The sequence below is a fragment of the Streptomyces sp. NPDC033845 genome, assembly GCF_055576225.1.
This window is the reverse complement of the sequence record NZ_JBVIRI010000005.1, coordinates 432,574-447,575: the sequence shown is the minus strand read 5'-3', so window position 1 is coordinate 447,575 and position 15,002 is coordinate 432,574. Positions and strand designations below refer to the sequence as shown.

Annotated in this window: 16 protein-coding genes; 8 read left to right on the top strand and 8 right to left on the bottom strand. The window is 74.0% G+C overall.

The window, feature by feature from the left end; all coding sequences use genetic code 11:
* Window positions 1-32 precede the first annotated feature (32 nt).
* Window positions 33-1,466: an NAD(P)/FAD-dependent oxidoreductase gene (locus tag ACZ50K_RS14325; RefSeq protein WP_468902161.1), complete on the bottom strand. Its 1,434-nt coding sequence runs from the start codon at window positions 1,464-1,466 to the stop codon at window positions 33-35.
* A 143-nt stretch (window positions 1,467-1,609) separates the two neighbouring features.
* Here ACZ50K_RS14325 and ACZ50K_RS14320 point away from each other — a divergent pair, with 143 nt between their 5' ends.
* The 3 genes from ACZ50K_RS14320 (at window position 1,610) to ACZ50K_RS14310 (ending at window position 3,751) form a co-directional block, all read left to right on the top strand.
* The gene (locus tag ACZ50K_RS14320) at window positions 1,610-2,539 is read left to right on the top strand and encodes an aminoglycoside phosphotransferase family protein (protein WP_468902158.1); all 930 of its coding nucleotides are present in this window, start codon (window positions 1,610-1,612) and stop codon (window positions 2,537-2,539) included.
* Window positions 2,540-2,616: 77 nt separating this feature from the next.
* The gene (locus ACZ50K_RS14315) at window positions 2,617-3,096 is read left to right on the top strand and encodes a GNAT family N-acetyltransferase (RefSeq protein WP_468902155.1); all 480 of its coding nucleotides are present in this window, start codon (window positions 2,617-2,619) and stop codon (window positions 3,094-3,096) included.
* Window position 3,097: 1 nt separating this feature from the next.
* On the top strand, window positions 3,098-3,751 hold the full coding sequence (locus ACZ50K_RS14310; protein WP_468902152.1) for a pentapeptide repeat-containing protein: 654 nt from the start codon (window positions 3,098-3,100) through the stop codon (window positions 3,749-3,751).
* A 68-nt stretch (window positions 3,752-3,819) separates the two neighbouring features.
* On the opposite strand, the gene ACZ50K_RS14305 is transcribed toward ACZ50K_RS14310, so the two are convergent.
* From ACZ50K_RS14305 to ACZ50K_RS14295, 3 genes are read right to left on the bottom strand one after another with little or no spacing between them, the layout of a single operon-like run.
* On the bottom strand, window positions 3,820-4,323 hold the full coding sequence (locus tag ACZ50K_RS14305; RefSeq protein ID WP_468902149.1) for a hypothetical protein: 504 nt from the start codon (window positions 4,321-4,323) through the stop codon (window positions 3,820-3,822).
* Between the two features lie 36 nt (window positions 4,324-4,359).
* A complete protein-coding gene (locus ACZ50K_RS14300) occupies window positions 4,360-4,986 on the bottom strand; it encodes a response regulator (protein ID WP_468902146.1) in 627 nt (208 codons plus the stop codon).
* Window positions 4,983-6,227: a sensor histidine kinase gene (locus ACZ50K_RS14295; RefSeq protein WP_468902144.1), complete on the bottom strand. Its 1,245-nt coding sequence runs from the start codon at window positions 6,225-6,227 to the stop codon at window positions 4,983-4,985. Before ACZ50K_RS14295 ends, ACZ50K_RS14300 begins: the two co-directional genes overlap by 4 nt.
* Before the next feature lie 270 nt (window positions 6,228-6,497).
* On the opposite strand from ACZ50K_RS14295, the gene ACZ50K_RS14290 reads away from it, so the two are divergent.
* Together ACZ50K_RS14290 and ACZ50K_RS14285 are read left to right on the top strand one after the other, a co-directional pair.
* A complete protein-coding gene (locus ACZ50K_RS14290; RefSeq protein ID WP_468902141.1) occupies window positions 6,498-7,040 on the top strand; it encodes a GlcG/HbpS family heme-binding protein in 543 nt (180 codons plus the stop codon).
* Window positions 7,041-7,117: 77 nt separating this feature from the next.
* Window positions 7,118-8,539, top strand: a complete 1,422-nt coding sequence (locus tag ACZ50K_RS14285; RefSeq protein ID WP_468902139.1) for a M1 family metallopeptidase — start codon at window positions 7,118-7,120, stop codon at window positions 8,537-8,539.
* Window positions 8,540-8,566: 27 nt separating this feature from the next.
* On the opposite strand, the gene ACZ50K_RS14280 is transcribed toward ACZ50K_RS14285, so the two are convergent.
* Together ACZ50K_RS14280 and ACZ50K_RS14275 are read right to left on the bottom strand one after the other, a co-directional pair.
* Entirely contained in the window at window positions 8,567-9,079 is a 513-nt protein-coding gene (locus ACZ50K_RS14280; protein ID WP_468902136.1) for a GNAT family N-acetyltransferase, read from the bottom strand.
* A gap of 61 nt (window positions 9,080-9,140) precedes the next feature.
* A complete protein-coding gene (locus tag ACZ50K_RS14275; protein WP_468902133.1) occupies window positions 9,141-9,716 on the bottom strand; it encodes a TerD family protein in 576 nt (191 codons plus the stop codon).
* A 147-nt stretch (window positions 9,717-9,863) separates the two neighbouring features.
* On the opposite strand from ACZ50K_RS14275, the gene arfB reads away from it, so the two are divergent.
* Window positions 9,864-10,289, top strand: a complete 426-nt coding sequence (gene arfB, locus ACZ50K_RS14270) for an alternative ribosome rescue aminoacyl-tRNA hydrolase ArfB (protein WP_468902130.1) — start codon at window positions 9,864-9,866, stop codon at window positions 10,287-10,289.
* A gap of 79 nt (window positions 10,290-10,368) precedes the next feature.
* On the opposite strand, the gene ACZ50K_RS14265 is transcribed toward arfB, so the two are convergent.
* Entirely contained in the window at window positions 10,369-10,935 is a 567-nt protein-coding gene (locus ACZ50K_RS14265) for a flavin reductase family protein (protein WP_468902127.1), read from the bottom strand.
* A 328-nt stretch (window positions 10,936-11,263) separates the two neighbouring features.
* Here ACZ50K_RS14265 and cdgB point away from each other — a divergent pair, with 328 nt between their 5' ends.
* Both cdgB and ACZ50K_RS14255 read left to right on the top strand, forming a co-directional pair.
* A complete protein-coding gene (cdgB, locus tag ACZ50K_RS14260) occupies window positions 11,264-12,985 on the top strand; it encodes a diguanylate cyclase CdgB (protein WP_468902125.1) in 1,722 nt (573 codons plus the stop codon).
* Window positions 12,986-13,053: 68 nt separating this feature from the next.
* Window positions 13,054-14,049 carry a carbohydrate-binding protein gene (locus tag ACZ50K_RS14255; protein ID WP_468902123.1) on the top strand — a complete coding sequence of 332 codons (996 nt, stop codon included), beginning with the start codon at window positions 13,054-13,056 and terminating at the stop codon, window positions 14,047-14,049.
* Here the strand turns inward: ACZ50K_RS14255 and ACZ50K_RS14250 are convergent.
* Window positions 14,039-14,971, bottom strand: coding sequence for a 1-phosphofructokinase family hexose kinase (locus ACZ50K_RS14250; protein ID WP_468902120.1), 933 nt, complete (start codon window positions 14,969-14,971; stop codon window positions 14,039-14,041). The genes ACZ50K_RS14255 and ACZ50K_RS14250 overlap by 11 nt on opposite strands.
* Window positions 14,972-15,002 lie beyond the last annotated feature (31 nt).

Genomic DNA, 15,002 nt, shown 5'->3' with positions numbered 1-15,002 from the left:
GTGTCCGAGGGTGTCCGGGGGTGTCCGGTGGGTCAGTGGCGGCCGGAGATCCGGTCGGCGAGCCGGGCCAGGGTGGCGGTGCGGGGGGTGTGGGTGGCGGTCTCGCGGCGGTCGGCCTCGCGGTAGGCGGCGTAGAGGGCGTGTACGCCGAGCCAGCGGAGGGGTTCCGGTTCCCAGCGGCGGACGCGGTGGTCGACCCAGGGCAGTGTGGTGAGTTCGGTGGGGCGTTCCAGGACCAGGTCGCGGAGGGTGCGGGCGGCCAGGTTGGAGGTGGCGACGCCGGAGCCGACGTAGCCGCCCGCCCAGCCGAGGCCGGTGGTGCGGTCGAGGGTGACGGTGGCGCACCAGTCGCGGGGCACGCCGAGGACCCCTGACCAGGCGTGGGTGATCTCGGTGCCGGCCAGCGCGGGGAAGAACGAGGTCAGCAGGGTGGTCAGGGCGGCGATGGTGGCGGGCTGGGTGGTGCCGTCGTTGTCGGTGCGGGAGCCGAAGCGGTAGGGGACGCCGCGGCCGCCGAGGGCGATGCGGTTGTCGGCGGTGCGCTGGGCGTACATGTAGGCGTGGGCCATGTCGCCGAGGGTCTCGTTGCCGGACCAGTGGAGTCGTTCCCAGGTGGCCTCGGGGATCGGGGCAGTGACGATCATGGAGGAGTTCATCGGGAGCCAGGAGCGCTTCTGGCCCTTGAGGGCCGCGGTGAAACCTTCGGTGCAGCGCAGGACGTGGGGTGCGCTGACGGTGCCGTACGGGGTGATGGCGCGGCGGGGTGCGATCTCGGTGACCGGGGTGGACTCGTGGATGACCACGCCGAGGCGTTCGCAGGCGGCGGCGAGCCCGCGGACCAGTTTGAGCGGGTGGATGCGGGCGCCGTGCGGGGTCCAGCTGGAGCCGACGGCGTCGGCGATGTCGATGCGGGCGCGGGTGGCGGTGGCGTCGTGGAGGGTGCGGTCGGTTTCGCCGAAGGCGAGTTCGGCTTCGTGGAAGGCGTGCAGGCGGCCGAGTTGGGCGGGGGTGCGGGCGACTTCGAGGACTCCGCCGCGGTGGATGTCGGCGTCGATGCCCTCCTTGGCGGCGGTGTCGATCACTTCGGTGACCGTGTGGTTCATGGCCTGTTGGAGGCGGCGGGCGGCTTCGTGGCCGTGCCGGGCGGCGTAGCGGTCGCGTCCGGCGATGCCGTTGTAGAGCCAGCCGCCGTTGCGGCCGGAGGCCCCGTATCCGCAGAACTTCTGTTCGAGGACGGTGACGCGGAGGTCGGGGGCGGCCTGCTTGAGGTAGTAGGCGGTCCACAGGCCGGTGTAGCCGGCGCCGACGATGACGACGTCGGCGGTGGCGTGGCCGGTGAGGGGGGCGCGGGCCGGGCGGGGCGCTCCGGTGCCCGTTCCGGTGGCCGACGCGGTGTCTGTTCCGTCGCCTGTCGCGGTGTCCGGATCGGTCGCGTACCAGAAGGAGATGCCGCCGTTGATCGTCATGGGGGAGTTGGTACACGGGCTGCCGGAGGGGTGTCCAGATACCGGATGCCGTGTTTCGGGGCGGGTGATGCGGCCTTGTGACTGATGTGGGGGCGCGGGCGGGCCTTTAGGGTGCCGGGCCCCGTGCGGCCTAGGGTCGGGGCATGATCGAGGTTCCGGCGGGGTGGGCCGAGGCGCAGGTTCTGTTCCACGGGGAGGCGGGGCGGGCCTTCGTGGCCGCGCTGCCGGGCCGGGCGGAGGAGTTCCTGGGGCGCTGGGGGCTGCGGCCGGCCGGGGAGGTGATGCACGGTACGGCGGCGCTGGTGGTCCCGGTGGAGCGGGCGGACGGTACCGCGGCGGTGTTGAAGCTGCAGTTGCCCGACGAGGAGACGGCCGGGGAGTCGGCGGCGCTGCGGGTCTGGGACGGGCGGGGCAGCGTGCGGCTGTTGGAGCACGACGCGGGGACCGGGACGCTGCTGCTGGAGCGGCTGGACGGACGGCGTTCCCTGGAGGCGGTGGCCCAGTCCGATCCGGACCGGGCGGTCGGCGTGGTCGCGGACCTGCTGGCCCGGCTGACGGCGGTTCCGGCGCCGCCCGGGATGCGGGGGTTGGGGGAGCTGTCCGAGCGGATGCTGGCCGAGGTGCCGGGGGCGCTGCGCGCCCTGCCGGAGGGGCCGGAGCGGGAGCTGCTGCGGGACTGCGCGGCGGCGCTCCGGGAGGTGGCGGGGGAGCCGGGTGACCGGCTGCTGCACTGGGACCTGCACTTCGGCAATGTGCTGGCGGGCCGCGCGGGGAAGTGGCCGGGGGAGCGGCCGGGGGAGTGGCTGGCGATCGATCCGAAGCCGCTGGCCGGGGACCCTGGGTTCGATCTGATGCCGGCGCTCCGCAACCGGTTCGCGGTGGACCAGGTGCTCCGGCGGTTCGACCGGATGACCGGGGTGCTGGGGCTGGACCGGGAGCGGGCCCGCCGGTGGACGCTGGCGCGGGTGCTGCAGAACTGTCTGTGGGATGTGCAGGAGGCGGTGGCGGAGGGGGAGGTGCCCGAGCCGGACGCGGAGCAGCTGGTGATCGCCGGGCTGCTGCTGGGGCGCTGACCGGGCCGTGGGGCAGGTGCCGCACGGCCGGTGCCGCAGTGACGGCCGGTGTCGGGGGGACGGCCTAGGCTGCGGGGATGATCAGAGAAGCCGAGGTGTCCGACGTTCCCGCCGTGCTCGCGATGGTCCGGGAGCTCGCCGACTACGAGCGGGCGCTGCACGAGGTGCGGGCCACCGAGGAGCAGTTGCGGGAGGCCCTGTTCGGGCCGGATCCGGCGGTGTTCGCGCACATCGCGGAGGACGCGGACGGCTCGGTGGTCGGGTTCGCCCTGTGGTTCCGGAGCTTCTCGACCTGGCGCGGGGTGCACGGCATCTATCTGGAGGACCTGTACGTCCGGCCCGGCGCGCGCGGTGGCGGCCACGGCCGGGCGCTGCTGGCCGCGCTGGCGCGGACCTGTGTGGAGCGTGGCTGGGAGCGGCTCGAATGGTCGGTGCTGAACTGGAACGCGCCGACGATCGCCTTCTACGAGTCGCTGGGCGCGCGGCCGCAGGACGAGTGGACCAAGTACCGGCTGACCGGTGACGATCTGGTGCGGACGGCCGGGGCGGGGGCCTGAGGTGGCGAAGCCGAGGCCGGCCCGGCGGCCCGAGGTGCGGCTGCCGGAGCCGGTTCCGTACGAGGGCGGGCTGGAGCCCGACGGTGACTACGACGGGCTGGCCTTCGACGGGCTGGACCTCGGCGGGCAGCAGGGGGACGGCGCCCGGTTCCTGGACTGCCGGCTGACGGGCTGTGCCCTGGACGGGGCGCGGCTGGCGCGGGCCCGGTTCCTGGACTGCGTCCTGGACGGGGTGCGCGGGGTGGGCGCGGATCTGGCCGGGGCGACGCTGCGGGACGTGGAGCTGGTGCAGGCGCGGCTGGGCGGGGCGCAGTTGCACGGGGCGGGTCTGGAGCGGGTGCTGGTGCGCGGCGGGAAGATCGACTACCTGAACCTGCGGGCGGCCGTGCTGCGGGACGTGGTGTTCGAGGGGGTGGTGCTGGTGGAGGCGGATTTCGGGGAGGCGGTGCTGGAGCGGGTGGAGTTCCGGGACTGTGTGCTGCGCGGGGCGGACTTCAGCCGGGCCCGGTTGTCGGACGTGGACTTCCGGGGGGCCGCCGAGCTGGACATCGCCCGGGGCCTGGACCGGCTGGCCGGTGCGGTGATCAGCCCGGCGCAGCTGCTGGACCTGGCTCCGGCGTTCGCGGCGCATCTGGGGGTACGGGTCGAGCCGTAGCCCGTAGCCCGTCGTTCGTATCCCGCGGCCCGCGGCCCGCGGCCCGTCGTATGGCTCCCCGTGTCCGGTCAGGCCGGGACGCGGGGGAAGCGGGACTGGAGGGTCCAGATGGTGGGGTTGTCTCCGAGGCCCTCGTGCATGTCGGTGAGGTCGGCGATCAGGTCGTGCAGGAAGTCGCGGGCCTCGCGGCGCAGCAGCCGGTGGCTGAAGGTGAGCGGGGCCTCTTCGGCCGGCATCCAGTCCGCTTCCACGTCCACCCAGCCGAAGCGGCGCTCGAAGAGCATGCGGTCGGTGGATTCGGTGAAGTCGAGTTCGGCGTACTGCCGGTTGGAGGAGCGGCTGCCGCGCGGGTCCCGGTCGAGCTGTTCGACGATGTCGCAGAGGGCCCAGGCGAAGTCGAGGACGGGCACCCATCCCCAGGCTGTGGATACTTCCCGGTCCTCCTTGGTGTCGGCGAGGTAGACGTCCCCGCAGAACAGGTCGTGGCGCAGCGCGTGGACGTCCGCGGACCGGTAGTCGGTCTGCGGGGGGTCGGGGAAGCGCCGGGAGAGGGAGTAGCCGATGTCGAGCACGTATCCGATGGTGTCACGCCCCGGCGGGGCCGGGGGTCACGGCAGCAGGCGCTGTTCCTTCGCGACCGCGACGGCGCCGGCCCGGGTGTCCACGCCGAGCTTGTCGTAGATCCGGCCCAGGTGGGTCTTGACGGTGGCCTCGCTGATGAACAGGGCGCGGGCGATCTCCCGGTTGCCCAGGCCGTGGGCGAGCTGGCCCAGGATGTCGAGCTCGCGTTCGGTGAGGGTGGGGCGGGCGCCGCGCATATGGGCCATCACCCGGCTGGCGACGGGCGGGGACAGGGTGGTGCGGCCCTGGGCGGCGGAGTGGATGGCGGCGAAGAGTTCCTCGGGGCGTTCGGCCTTGAGGAGGTAGCCGGTGGCGCCGGCCCCGATGGCCCGGGTGATGTCGGCGTCGGTGTCGTACGTGGTGAGGACCAGGACGTGCGGCGGGCGGCCGGGCAGGGCGGTGATCCGGCGGGTGGCCTCGACCCCGTCGATGCCGTCCCCGAGCTGGAGGTCCATCAGGACCACGTCGGGGTGCAGCTTGGCGGCCAGGGCCACGGCCTCCTCGCCGCTGCCGGCCTCGCCGAGGACCTCGATGTCGGGTTCGCTGCCGAGCAGGGCCAGCAGCCCGGCGCGCACCACCACGTGGTCGTCGCACAGCAGGATCGTGGTCGTCATGGGGTGGGCTCCAGGGGCAGTGCGGCGGAGAGGACCGTGCCCTCGCCGGGGGCGGATTCGAGGGTGAGGGTGCCGCCCAGGCCGTGCACCCGGGCGCGGATGGCGGGCAGGCCGTGCCCGCGGTCCCCGGTGGGCGGCCGGTCGGTGGCGGTGAAGCCGTGGCCGTCGTCCGCGATGTCCAGGACCACCTGGTCGCCGAGGAAGCTGAGGGTCAGTGCGGCGGCACGGGCGCCGGAGTGCTCCCGTACGTTCGCCAGGGCACCCTGGGCGATCCGCAGCAGGGCCGACTGGGTGCGGTCGGGCAGCGGGACCGGGGTGCCTTCGAGGTGGAAGCGGACGGTGATGCCGGGGCCGGCGTCCAGGGCGCGCAGGGCCTCCGGGAGGCCGGTGCCGCCGGCGAGTTCCCGCGGGGCGAGGTCGTGGACCAGCCGGCGGGCCTCGGCGAGGCCCCGGGCGGTGATCCCGGTGGCGGTGCGGACGTGGGCGCGGGCGGTCGCCGGGTCGGCGTCCCAGACGCGGTCGGCGGCCTGGAGCAGCATCTGCTGGCTGGAGAGGTGCTGGGCGAGGGTGTCGTGGATCTCCATGGACAGCCGCTGCCGTTCGGCGAGGGTGCCCTCCCGGCGTTCGGTGGCGGCGAGTTCCCGGCGGGTGCGGATCAGGTCGTCGATCAGTTCCTGCTGGGCGGTGGCCTGCCGTTCCATGTGGATGAACACGGCGGTGGCGAGCGCGGCCACGGCGGGCGGGGCCAGCAGCAGGTTGGGGTCGAAGCGGTCCGACAGCTGGAGCTGGGCGATGACCACGAACAGGGTGAGCAGGGCGACCAGGGCCACCGCGGCCCGGGGCGGCAGGGTGCGCAGGGCCGTGTAGAAGAGCGGGACCGCGCACCAGGCGAAGCTGGGCGCGAGGACCACCAGCACCACCCAGGTGGCCACGACCAGGCCCAGCCAGCACAGCCGGCGGAGGGTGGGGCGGGCCGGGCCGCCGGCCGCCGGGCCGCGGGAGCCCGGGCCGGTGCGGGCGGCGCCGCCCAGGACGTAGAGGAGGGCGAGGGCGGTGCTGAGGGCGATCACCCAGGGGGTGCGGGGTTCGCCGGGGTGGCGGAGCAGGAAGCGGGCCACGGAGGCGCCGAGCAGCAGGAAGAACGCGGTGTGGGTGACGGCCGCCAGCGCCCGGGTGCGCCGCACGGCCTGTCCGGCGGGCGGCCGGGCGGTGCGGCCCTGGGGCGGCGGGGCGGTGGTCACGCGGTGGGTTCCTTCGCTGGGTCGGTGTGCTCCTCCATCCTGCCGGGCCGGCCGGCTCAACGGCTCCGACCGGGCCGGGAGGGGGTTCTGACCAGCAAACTCGGGGTGGCGGCCGGGGCGCATCGACCGATCGGCTGACCCCCGTGTCGTCCGGACCGGTGCCCGGGGCGAGCCGGTACGGGGACGGGCCGGCGGGGTCCGCGGGGACAGGCTTGGAGCAGACGAGAACGAGTCCAGGACCCGTCCAGAACCACGCCAGGGAGCAGCAGCATGAACACCCGTACCCGTGTCCTCACCGGTGCCGCCCTCGCCGTCGCGCTCGGCGCCGGAACCTTCGGTGCCGTCACCGCGAACGCGGCGCCCGGTGCCGCCCCGGCCGCCGTCGCCAAGAAGGACCGCGACCGGAACTTCACCACCTCCACCCACCTGACCGTGGAGGCCGCGACCCGCGCCGCCCAGGCCGCGCTGGACGCCGCGGAGAAGGAGAACCAGCGGGTCACGGTCGCGGTCGTGGACCGCAACGGCAACACGATCGTCACCCTGCGCGGCGACGGCGCCGGTCCGCAGTCCTACGAGTCGGCCGAGCGCAAGGCGTTCACCGCCGTCTCCTGGAACGCGCCGACCTCGGTGCTCGCCGGCCGGCTGGCCCAGACCCCGAACCTGAAGGACATCCCCGGGACCCTGTTCCTCGGCGGCGGCACCCCGGTGCAGGCCAAGGGCGCCCCGGTGGCCGGCATCGGTGTGGCCGGCGCGCCCAGCGGGGACCTGGACGAGAAGTTCGCCAAGGCCGGCGTGGACGCCCTCGACCGCTGACGGCGAACGGCCTGATCCGGACGGGCGCGGCGGTGGACAGCGGTCCGCGGCCGCGCCCGCCGCTTAGGATCGATCGTGTGGATCACCGCACGCACTTCCGGTTCGCCGCCCCCGCCACCGCCGCCCTGCTCGCCCTCACCACGGCGTGCACGGCCGGCACGGTCCAGGGGCGGCCCGGCTCGTCCGGCCTCCGGGACCCCTACTTCCCGAAGGCCGGCAACGGCGGCTACGACGTCCGCCACTACGGCCTGGACCTGGACTACCGCCCCGACAGCGGGCGCCTCGACGGCACCGTGGTGATCACCGCGGAGGCCCGGCAGGGGCTCAGCTCCTTCAACCTCGACCTGTCCGGGATGGACGTGTCCGGGGTGACCGTGCAGGGCGAGGGCGCCCGGTTCAACCGGACCGGACAGGAGCTGACGGTCCGTCCGGCCGAGGACCTGGAGAAGGGCGAGGTGTTCCGCACCGTCGTCCGCTACTCCGGCAAGCCCCGCACCGTGAAGGACGCCGACGGGTCCGAGGAGGGCTGGATCCGCACCGCCGACGGATCCGTCGCGGTCGGCGAACCCGTCGGCTCGATGGCCTGGTTCCCCGGCAACCACCACCCCGCCGACAAGGCCGCCTACGATCTGACCGTGCGCGTCCCCAAGGGCTACGAGGCCGTGTCCAACGGCCGGCTCGGCTCCCGCACCGACAGCGGCGGCACCACCGAGTTCCGCTGGCACTCCGGCGAGCCCATGGCCGGCTATCTGGCCACCCTGGCGATCGGCAAGTACCGCGTCAGCACCGCCACCACCCCCTCCGGGATCCCCGTCTACAACGCGGTGGTGCCCGCCGAGGCGGAGCGCAGCGCGCCCGGGCTGGCCCGGATCCCGGAGATCGTGGAGTGGGGGAGCGCGAAGTTCGGGCCGTATCCGTTCGCCGCCGCCGGGGCCATCGTGGAGAGCGAGGGCACCCTCGGCTACGCCTTGGAGACCCAGACCCGGCCGGTCTACCCGGGGGCCCCGGACGTGGACCTGGTGCTCCACGAGACGGCCCACCAGTGGTTCGGGAACTCGGTGTCGCCGAAGTCCTGGAAGGACATGTGGCTGAACGAGGGCTTCGCCACCTACGCCGAGTGGCTGTGGTCCGAGGACCACGGCGGGCCCACCGCCGAGCAGCGGTTCCGGGCCTTCGACCGGGGCGACACCGAGGTCGACCCGGCCGCCGACTCCGACTGGCGGGCGTTCCCGCCGGCCTCGCCGCCCGGCCCCGAGGACATCTCCGGGGACCCGGTCTACTACCGGGGCGCGATGGTGCTGCACCGGATCCGGCAGGAGGTGGGGGACGCGCGGTTCTTCGACCTGCTCCGCGGCTGGGCCGCCGACCACCGGCACGGGAACGCGAGCACCGCCGACTTCACCGGCTACGCGGAGCGCCGCACCGGGGCGGACCTGGACGAGGTGTGGGACGTCTGGCTGTACGGGGAGGACCGGCCCACCGCCTCCCCCAAGCGCTAGGCCGCCGTCGGGCCCGGCCGGCAGCGTTCAGTCGAGGGGTTTGCGCAGGACGGTGCAGGCCCGGCCGGCCTCGCGGTCGGTGCCGGCGCGGAGCTCGGAGTACCCCTGGGCCTGCCAGAAGGCCAGCCCGCGCGGGTTGTCGTCCAGTACGGCCAGCCGTACGCCGGTCCGGCCGGCCGCCCGGAAGCGGGCCTCGACCTCCCCGGCCAGGGCCCGGCCGAAACCCCGGCGGTGCGCGGTGGCGTCGATCAGCAGCAGTCCGATCCAGGGGTCCGGGTCCGCCGGGTCCGGATGGCGGTCGAGGACCGCGGCCAGACCGACCAGCCGTCCCGCCGAGCGGGCCAGCAGCACCCGGGCACCGTCCTGGGCCAGTTCGTCGGCGAGGGCCGCCGCCACCTGTTCCACGGTGATCCGGTCCGGGTTCGGGAAGTCCCCGGTCAGCTCGAAGAAGGCGCGGTTGGTGGCGTACAGGGCGGCCACCTCGGTGAGCACCGGGCCGGGCAGTGCGCCGTCCACCGGGACGAGCGGTTCGATCATCATTGGCCGACCGTAGCGAAGCCCCCTCCCCGGACGGCCGGGAGGGGGCTTCTGCGAGCGGGACTCAGACGTTGACGCCGAAGTCCTGGGCGATGCCGGTCAGACCCGAGGCGTAACCCTGGCCGACGGCGCGGAACTTCCACTCGGCGCCGTTGCGGTAGAGCTCGCCGAAGACCATGGCGGTCTCGGTGGCCGCGTCCTCGGAGAGGTCGTAGCGCGCGATCTCGGTGCCGCCGGCCTGGTTCACCACGCGGATGTACGCGTTGCGGACCTGGCCGAAGTTCTGGCTGCGGGCGTCGGCGTCGTAGATGGACACCGGGAAGACGATCTTGTCGACATCGGCCGGCAGACCGGCCAGGTTGACGTTGATGGCCTCGTCGTCGCCCGAGCCCTCGCCGGTCCGGTTGTCACCGGTGTGCACGATGGTCTGGTCCGGGGTGGACTTGTTGTTGAAGAAGACGAAGTGGCCGTCGGAGACCACACGGCCGGCCGCGTTCACCGCGATCGCCGAGGCGTCCAGGTCGAAGTCGACGCCGGTCGTCGTACGGACGTCCCAGCCGAGGCCGACCGTGACCGCGCTGAGGCCGGGCGCCTCCTTCGTGAGGGAGACGTTGCCGCCCTTGGACAGGCTTACCGCCATCGGATGTCCCTTTCGTCGAGCCGTGACCGTGTGGTCAAGCTATCGCTGACTGTCATAACGCGGGGAGGGGGCGGGAAGGTTCCGCGGTCCCCGACGCCGTGCGAAATGGGGATGACGGGACGGCTCCCGGGGCGGGACCATGGGGGCATGCCTGGTCCCTATGTCATCCGCGGCTCGGTCGTGCTTCCCGAGGCCGAACTCAGCTGGCGGTTCTCGCGTTCCTCGGGACCCGGCGGCCAGCACGTCAACACCTCGGACTCCCGGGTGGAGCTCCTCTTCGACCTGTCCGCGACCTCGGCGCTGCCCGAGGTGTGGCGGGCCCGGGCGCTGGAACGGCTGGCGTCCCGGCTGGTCGACGGGGTGGTGACGGTCCGCGCCTCCGAGCACCGCTCGCAGTGGCGCAACCGGGAGACGGCGCTGGTGCGGCTGGCCGCGCTGCTGGCCGAGGCGACCGCGCCGCCGCCCAAGCAGCGGCGCGCCACGAAGATCCCGCGCGGGATCAACGAGCGCCGGCTGCGCGAGAAGAAGGCCCGCGCCGAGACCAAGCGGGGCCGCACCGGCCGCGACTGGTAGCCCGCGGGCCGGCCCGGGCCGCAGCCCTGGCCCGCAGACTCCGGCCCGGGCCGGCGGATGGTCGTGCCGTGCCGGCGAGTCAGCCGCCCAGGCGGCGGTAGCCGCCGCGGAAGTACGCCAGCGGGCCGCCGTCCGCGCCCGCCGGGCAGTGCGCGGCCAGTACCCGGCCCACCACCAGCGTGTGGTCCCCGGCCGCAGTCCGGGACTCCGTACGGCACTCCAGGGTGGCCAGCGAGCCGCCCAGCAGCGGGGCCCCCGAGATCCCGCCCCGCGACCACGGCAGGTCCGCGAACAGCAGCCGGTCGCTGATCCGGTTCTTCATGGCGAACAGGCTCGCCGCCCGCTGCTGCCCCTCCGCCAGCAGCGACACCGCCCACAGCGGCTGTTCGGCCAGCAGGTCGTCCATCCGGGAGCCCTCCCGCAGGCTGACCACCACCAGCGGCGGATCCAGCGAGACGGACATGAAGGCGGTGGCCGTCATGCCCACGTCCTCGCCGGGCGGGCCGGTCTCGGTCAGGGCCGGCTCGTGCGCCGTGACCAGCACCACACCCGCTGCCAGCCGGGACATCGCGGCCCGGAACTCTTCGTCGCTCACCCCCTCAGCATGAGGGGTGGCGGGTTCGGTCCGGGGTCTCGTCTTGGGCATGCCGGGAACGCTAGTCTCGCCCTCCCGCGTCCCGCATCGGTCCATGGTCCGAGCCCGGTCCGGCCGCGCTCGGGCTCCGGTCCCGTCCGGTCCGGGACCTGGGACGTACGCACGCGTTCGCGACCGGGAAGCCGGGGGAGCGCTCCCCTCCGCACCCCGCCCACCATCAACCCGATCAGCAGATCATGTGACTTGAGTCACAGAGAGCAAGATTTGTTGACCCTGTGTACCTGCCGCACAGCTCACTGTGATTCAGTGGACGGGACACCGCAACGAAACGCCGATGCCAAACCTGGAGTTGCTGTCGAGGTCTCGGGGAGAGCGAGCAATGGAGACCGAGTCGGAGCCGTACGTCCGTCTTGCGACCCTGCGGCAGCTGCACCAGGTGGTGGCCGAACTCAACACGGCCAGGAGCCTGGCGGACACCCTGCAGACCGTCGTGGACGGCATCGTCGTCGGCCTCGGCTACGAACTCGCCTGTGTCAACCTCGTCCGCCCCGACGGTGATCTGGTCGTCGCCGCCTTCGCCGGGGACCCCGCCGCCGAAGCCCTGATCACCGGCCGGGTCGGCTCCCGCGCCTCCTGGGAACGCCGCCTGGCCATGGGCGAGTCCTGGGACGGACTCCGCTTCATCCCGCACTCCGAGGGCTGGGTGCTGCTGGAGGACGACGTCCCCCAATGGCACACCGACGGCCCCGAACCCCGCTTCAAGGACGAGTGGCACCCCGAGGACCGGCTCTACGCCCCCATGTACGCCTCCGGCGGCGAACTCCTCGGGGTCATCTCCGTCGACCGCCCGCGCAACGGACGCCGCCCCGGCGCCTGGGGCCGCGAAGCCCTCCAGATGTACGCCTTCCAGGCCGCCATCGCGATCAGCAACGCCCGGCTGCGCGCGAACATGCAGCGGGCCCTGGTCCGGCTGGAACGCGAACAGCAGGCCCTGCGCGCCAGCGAGGAGTCCTTCCGGCAGGCCTTCGAGTACGCGCCCAGCGGCATGGCCATCGCCGAGATGGGCGGCGACCAGCACGGCCGGCTGCTCCGCACCAACGACGCCCTGTGCCGGCTGCTCGGCCGGCCCGCCTCCGTGCTGCGCCGCTACTCCTTCTCCGACCTCGTGCACCCCGAGGACATCGGCACCCTGCTGCGCACCTCCGCCGAGGGCGGCCGGGCCGAGCTCCGCCTCGGCCGCCGCGACGGCAGCTACGTCTGGGTCTCGCTCCGCAACTCGGTGGTCGCCGACGCCGCCGACGGCCCCCGGTTCCTCCTCACCCACGTCGAGGACATCGAGGAACGCAAACGCCACGAGCTCCAGCTCGCCCACCGGGCCAGTCACGACTCCCTCACCGGCCTGCCCAACAGCGCCGAACTGCGGGCCAGGCTCGGCGCCCGGCTCTGCCGGCGGCCCCAGTCGGTGCGGGCCACCGCGGTGGAGGCCCTCGACGCCGCCTTCGAACCGCACGGCCGGCACGCCGTCCGCCCCGGCGAGGGCTCCGGCCCCGGGGAGCACGGCTTCCAGCCGGACGGCTACCCCGACCCCTTCGAATACCCCGGCGGACAGGGCGGGCCCGGCGGTCCGGGCGTCCCCGAGGCCGGCGGCCCGTACGACCACCACGTCCACACCGTGGCCCCGGACGGCGAGGTCGACGACGGCAGCAAGGGGCTGGCCGTCCTCTTCTGCGACCTCGACGGCTTCAAGTCGATCAACGACCGGTTCGGGCACCACACCGGGGACGCCGTCCTCATCGAGGTCGCCAGACGGCTGACCACCGGCGTCAGGGACGGCGACACCGTCGCCCGGCTGGGTGGTGACGAGTTCGTCGTCCTCGCCGACGGACTCGGTGCCGCCGACGCCGCCGACCTCGCCGTCCGGCTGCGGAACGCGATCATCCCGCCGATCCGGGTGGACGGCCGCGCGGTCCGGGTCGGAGCCAGTTTCGGCATCGGCTGGGCCAGCTGCGGAATGTCCGCCGACGAAGTGCTGCGCTCCGCCGACCAGCGGATGTACATCGAGAAAAGGTCTCGTTCCAAGGCCCACCGCCGGGCCGGCTGAGACCATCCGGAGCCCGTGGGCGCACCTGTTCGGGGTAGGCTCCCGTGGGTCGAAAGGAGTGACCCGCGATGACCACGCCCGCGAACAAGCCCGAGGACGACGATCCGTTCGGCTACCTCTACGCGGACGGCCAGGCTGCCGGAGCCACCCCGCCCGCCTCGGGTGGAGGATACGGCTACCCCGGCCCGACGGTCGGTGGTCAGCCCGGCGTCCAGCCAGGCGTCCCGCGGACCTCGTACAACCAGGTCCGTACCGTCGGCGAACGGACGTACGGCGGCCAGCGCGGCGTCCCGCCGCAGGCCCAGCCGCAGCCGCACTACGCCGCACCCGAAGCCATCCAGTCCGGCGGCTACGGGGTGCCCCCGCAGGCCCCGCCCCCGCAGTACACCCAGCCGGGCCCCTCGCACGGCGGCCACGGCGGTGGCGGCGGCTCCTCCCGGCGCGGCCTGCTGATCGCGGCGGTGGCCGTGGTCGGCGCCGTGGTGATCGGCATCGGAGCCGCCCTCGCCTTCGGCGACGACGACAAGAAGACCTCCGGCGGCGACCAGCCCACCACCGGCCAGTCCCAGGACGTGCAGCCGTCGCCCGAGGACCCGAGCCCGAAGGCCAGCAAGCCGGACAAGCCCAAGCCCGCCGGCCTGCCCAAGGGCGACGCCGGCGGCCCCGGCATGGAGATCTCCGGCGGCGCCCGGCTGGACTCCTCGGTGACCGGCGCCAAGTCCGCGAGCGGACAGTACGTCGGCGGGTTCAACCAGGTGGGCGCCGCCGTGACATGGACCTTGGAGCTGCCCAAGGGCGGCGACTACCGGTTCTACATCCGGTACGGCATCCCGGGCGAGGACGCCGACGGCACGCTGACGATCAACGGCAAGCCGAACTCCTCCTCGGTCCGGCTGCACAACTTCTCCCGGCAGCCGCAGGGCGACTGGGAGAAGGGCTGGCAGAGCACCTGGGGCCAGGTGACCCTCAAGGAGGGCACCAACACCATCAAGCTGTCCTGCGAGGCCGGCAACAAGTGCAACGCCAACATCGACCAGTTCTGGCTCACCGGGATCAACGGCTGAGCGGCTGATCCGGCGTCACCTCCACCGACCCCCGCAGCTGTTCGTAGGTGCGGGGGTCGAACTCGCCCGCGGCCGGGGCCCGTACGGTGGCCGCCGACAGGGCGACCGCGCGGGCGAGGCGGTCGGGCCAGGGCAGGCCCTCGGCGAGGGCCGACAGCAGGCCGGCGACGGCCGAGTCCCCGGCGCCCGTCGGATTGCCGGCCAGCGGCCGCGGCGGGGCGGCCCGCCAGGTGCCGTCCGGGGTGGCGGCCAGCAGGCCGTCCGGGCCCAGTGAGGACACCACGGCGCGGGCCCCGCGCCGGCGGGCGGCGAGGGTGGCGGGGAGCGGGTCCCTGGACCCGGTGAGCTCCGCGAGCTCCGTGGCGTTGGGTTTGATCACGTCGGGGCGGGCGGCGACCCCGCGGCGCAGGGCCTCGCCGCCGGTGTCCAGCAGGACCGGGACCCCGGCCGTGCGGGCGGCGCGGACCAGGACGGCGTACGCGCCGACCGGGACGCCCGGTGGCAGGCTGCCGCAGAGGGCGACCGCGCGGGCGGTGCCGAGCAGTTCCCGGAAGCGGTCCAGGAAGGCCGACCACTCGTCGGCGGTGATCTCCGGGCCGGCCTCGTTGAACTGGGTGGTGTCCCCGGTGGCGGTGTCGACGACGGCGACCGTGCGCCGGGTGTTCCCGGCACACGGCAGCAGGGCGTCCGTCACCCCCGGGACGGCGGCCAGTGCGGTGCGCAGCGCCTGGCCCGCGGGGCCGCCCGCGAAACCCGTGACGGTGGCCGGATGTCCGAGGGCGGTCAGCACCCGTGCCACGTTCACGCCCTTGCCGCCCGGCCGTTCGCGGACGTCGAAGACGCGGTGCGAGGTGTGCGGGCGGAGTCTGGGCACGTGGTAGGTCACGTCCAGTGCGGTGTTGAGCGTGACGGTGAGGATCATGGCACGCCCCTGTCGGTCGGCCCGTCGGTCG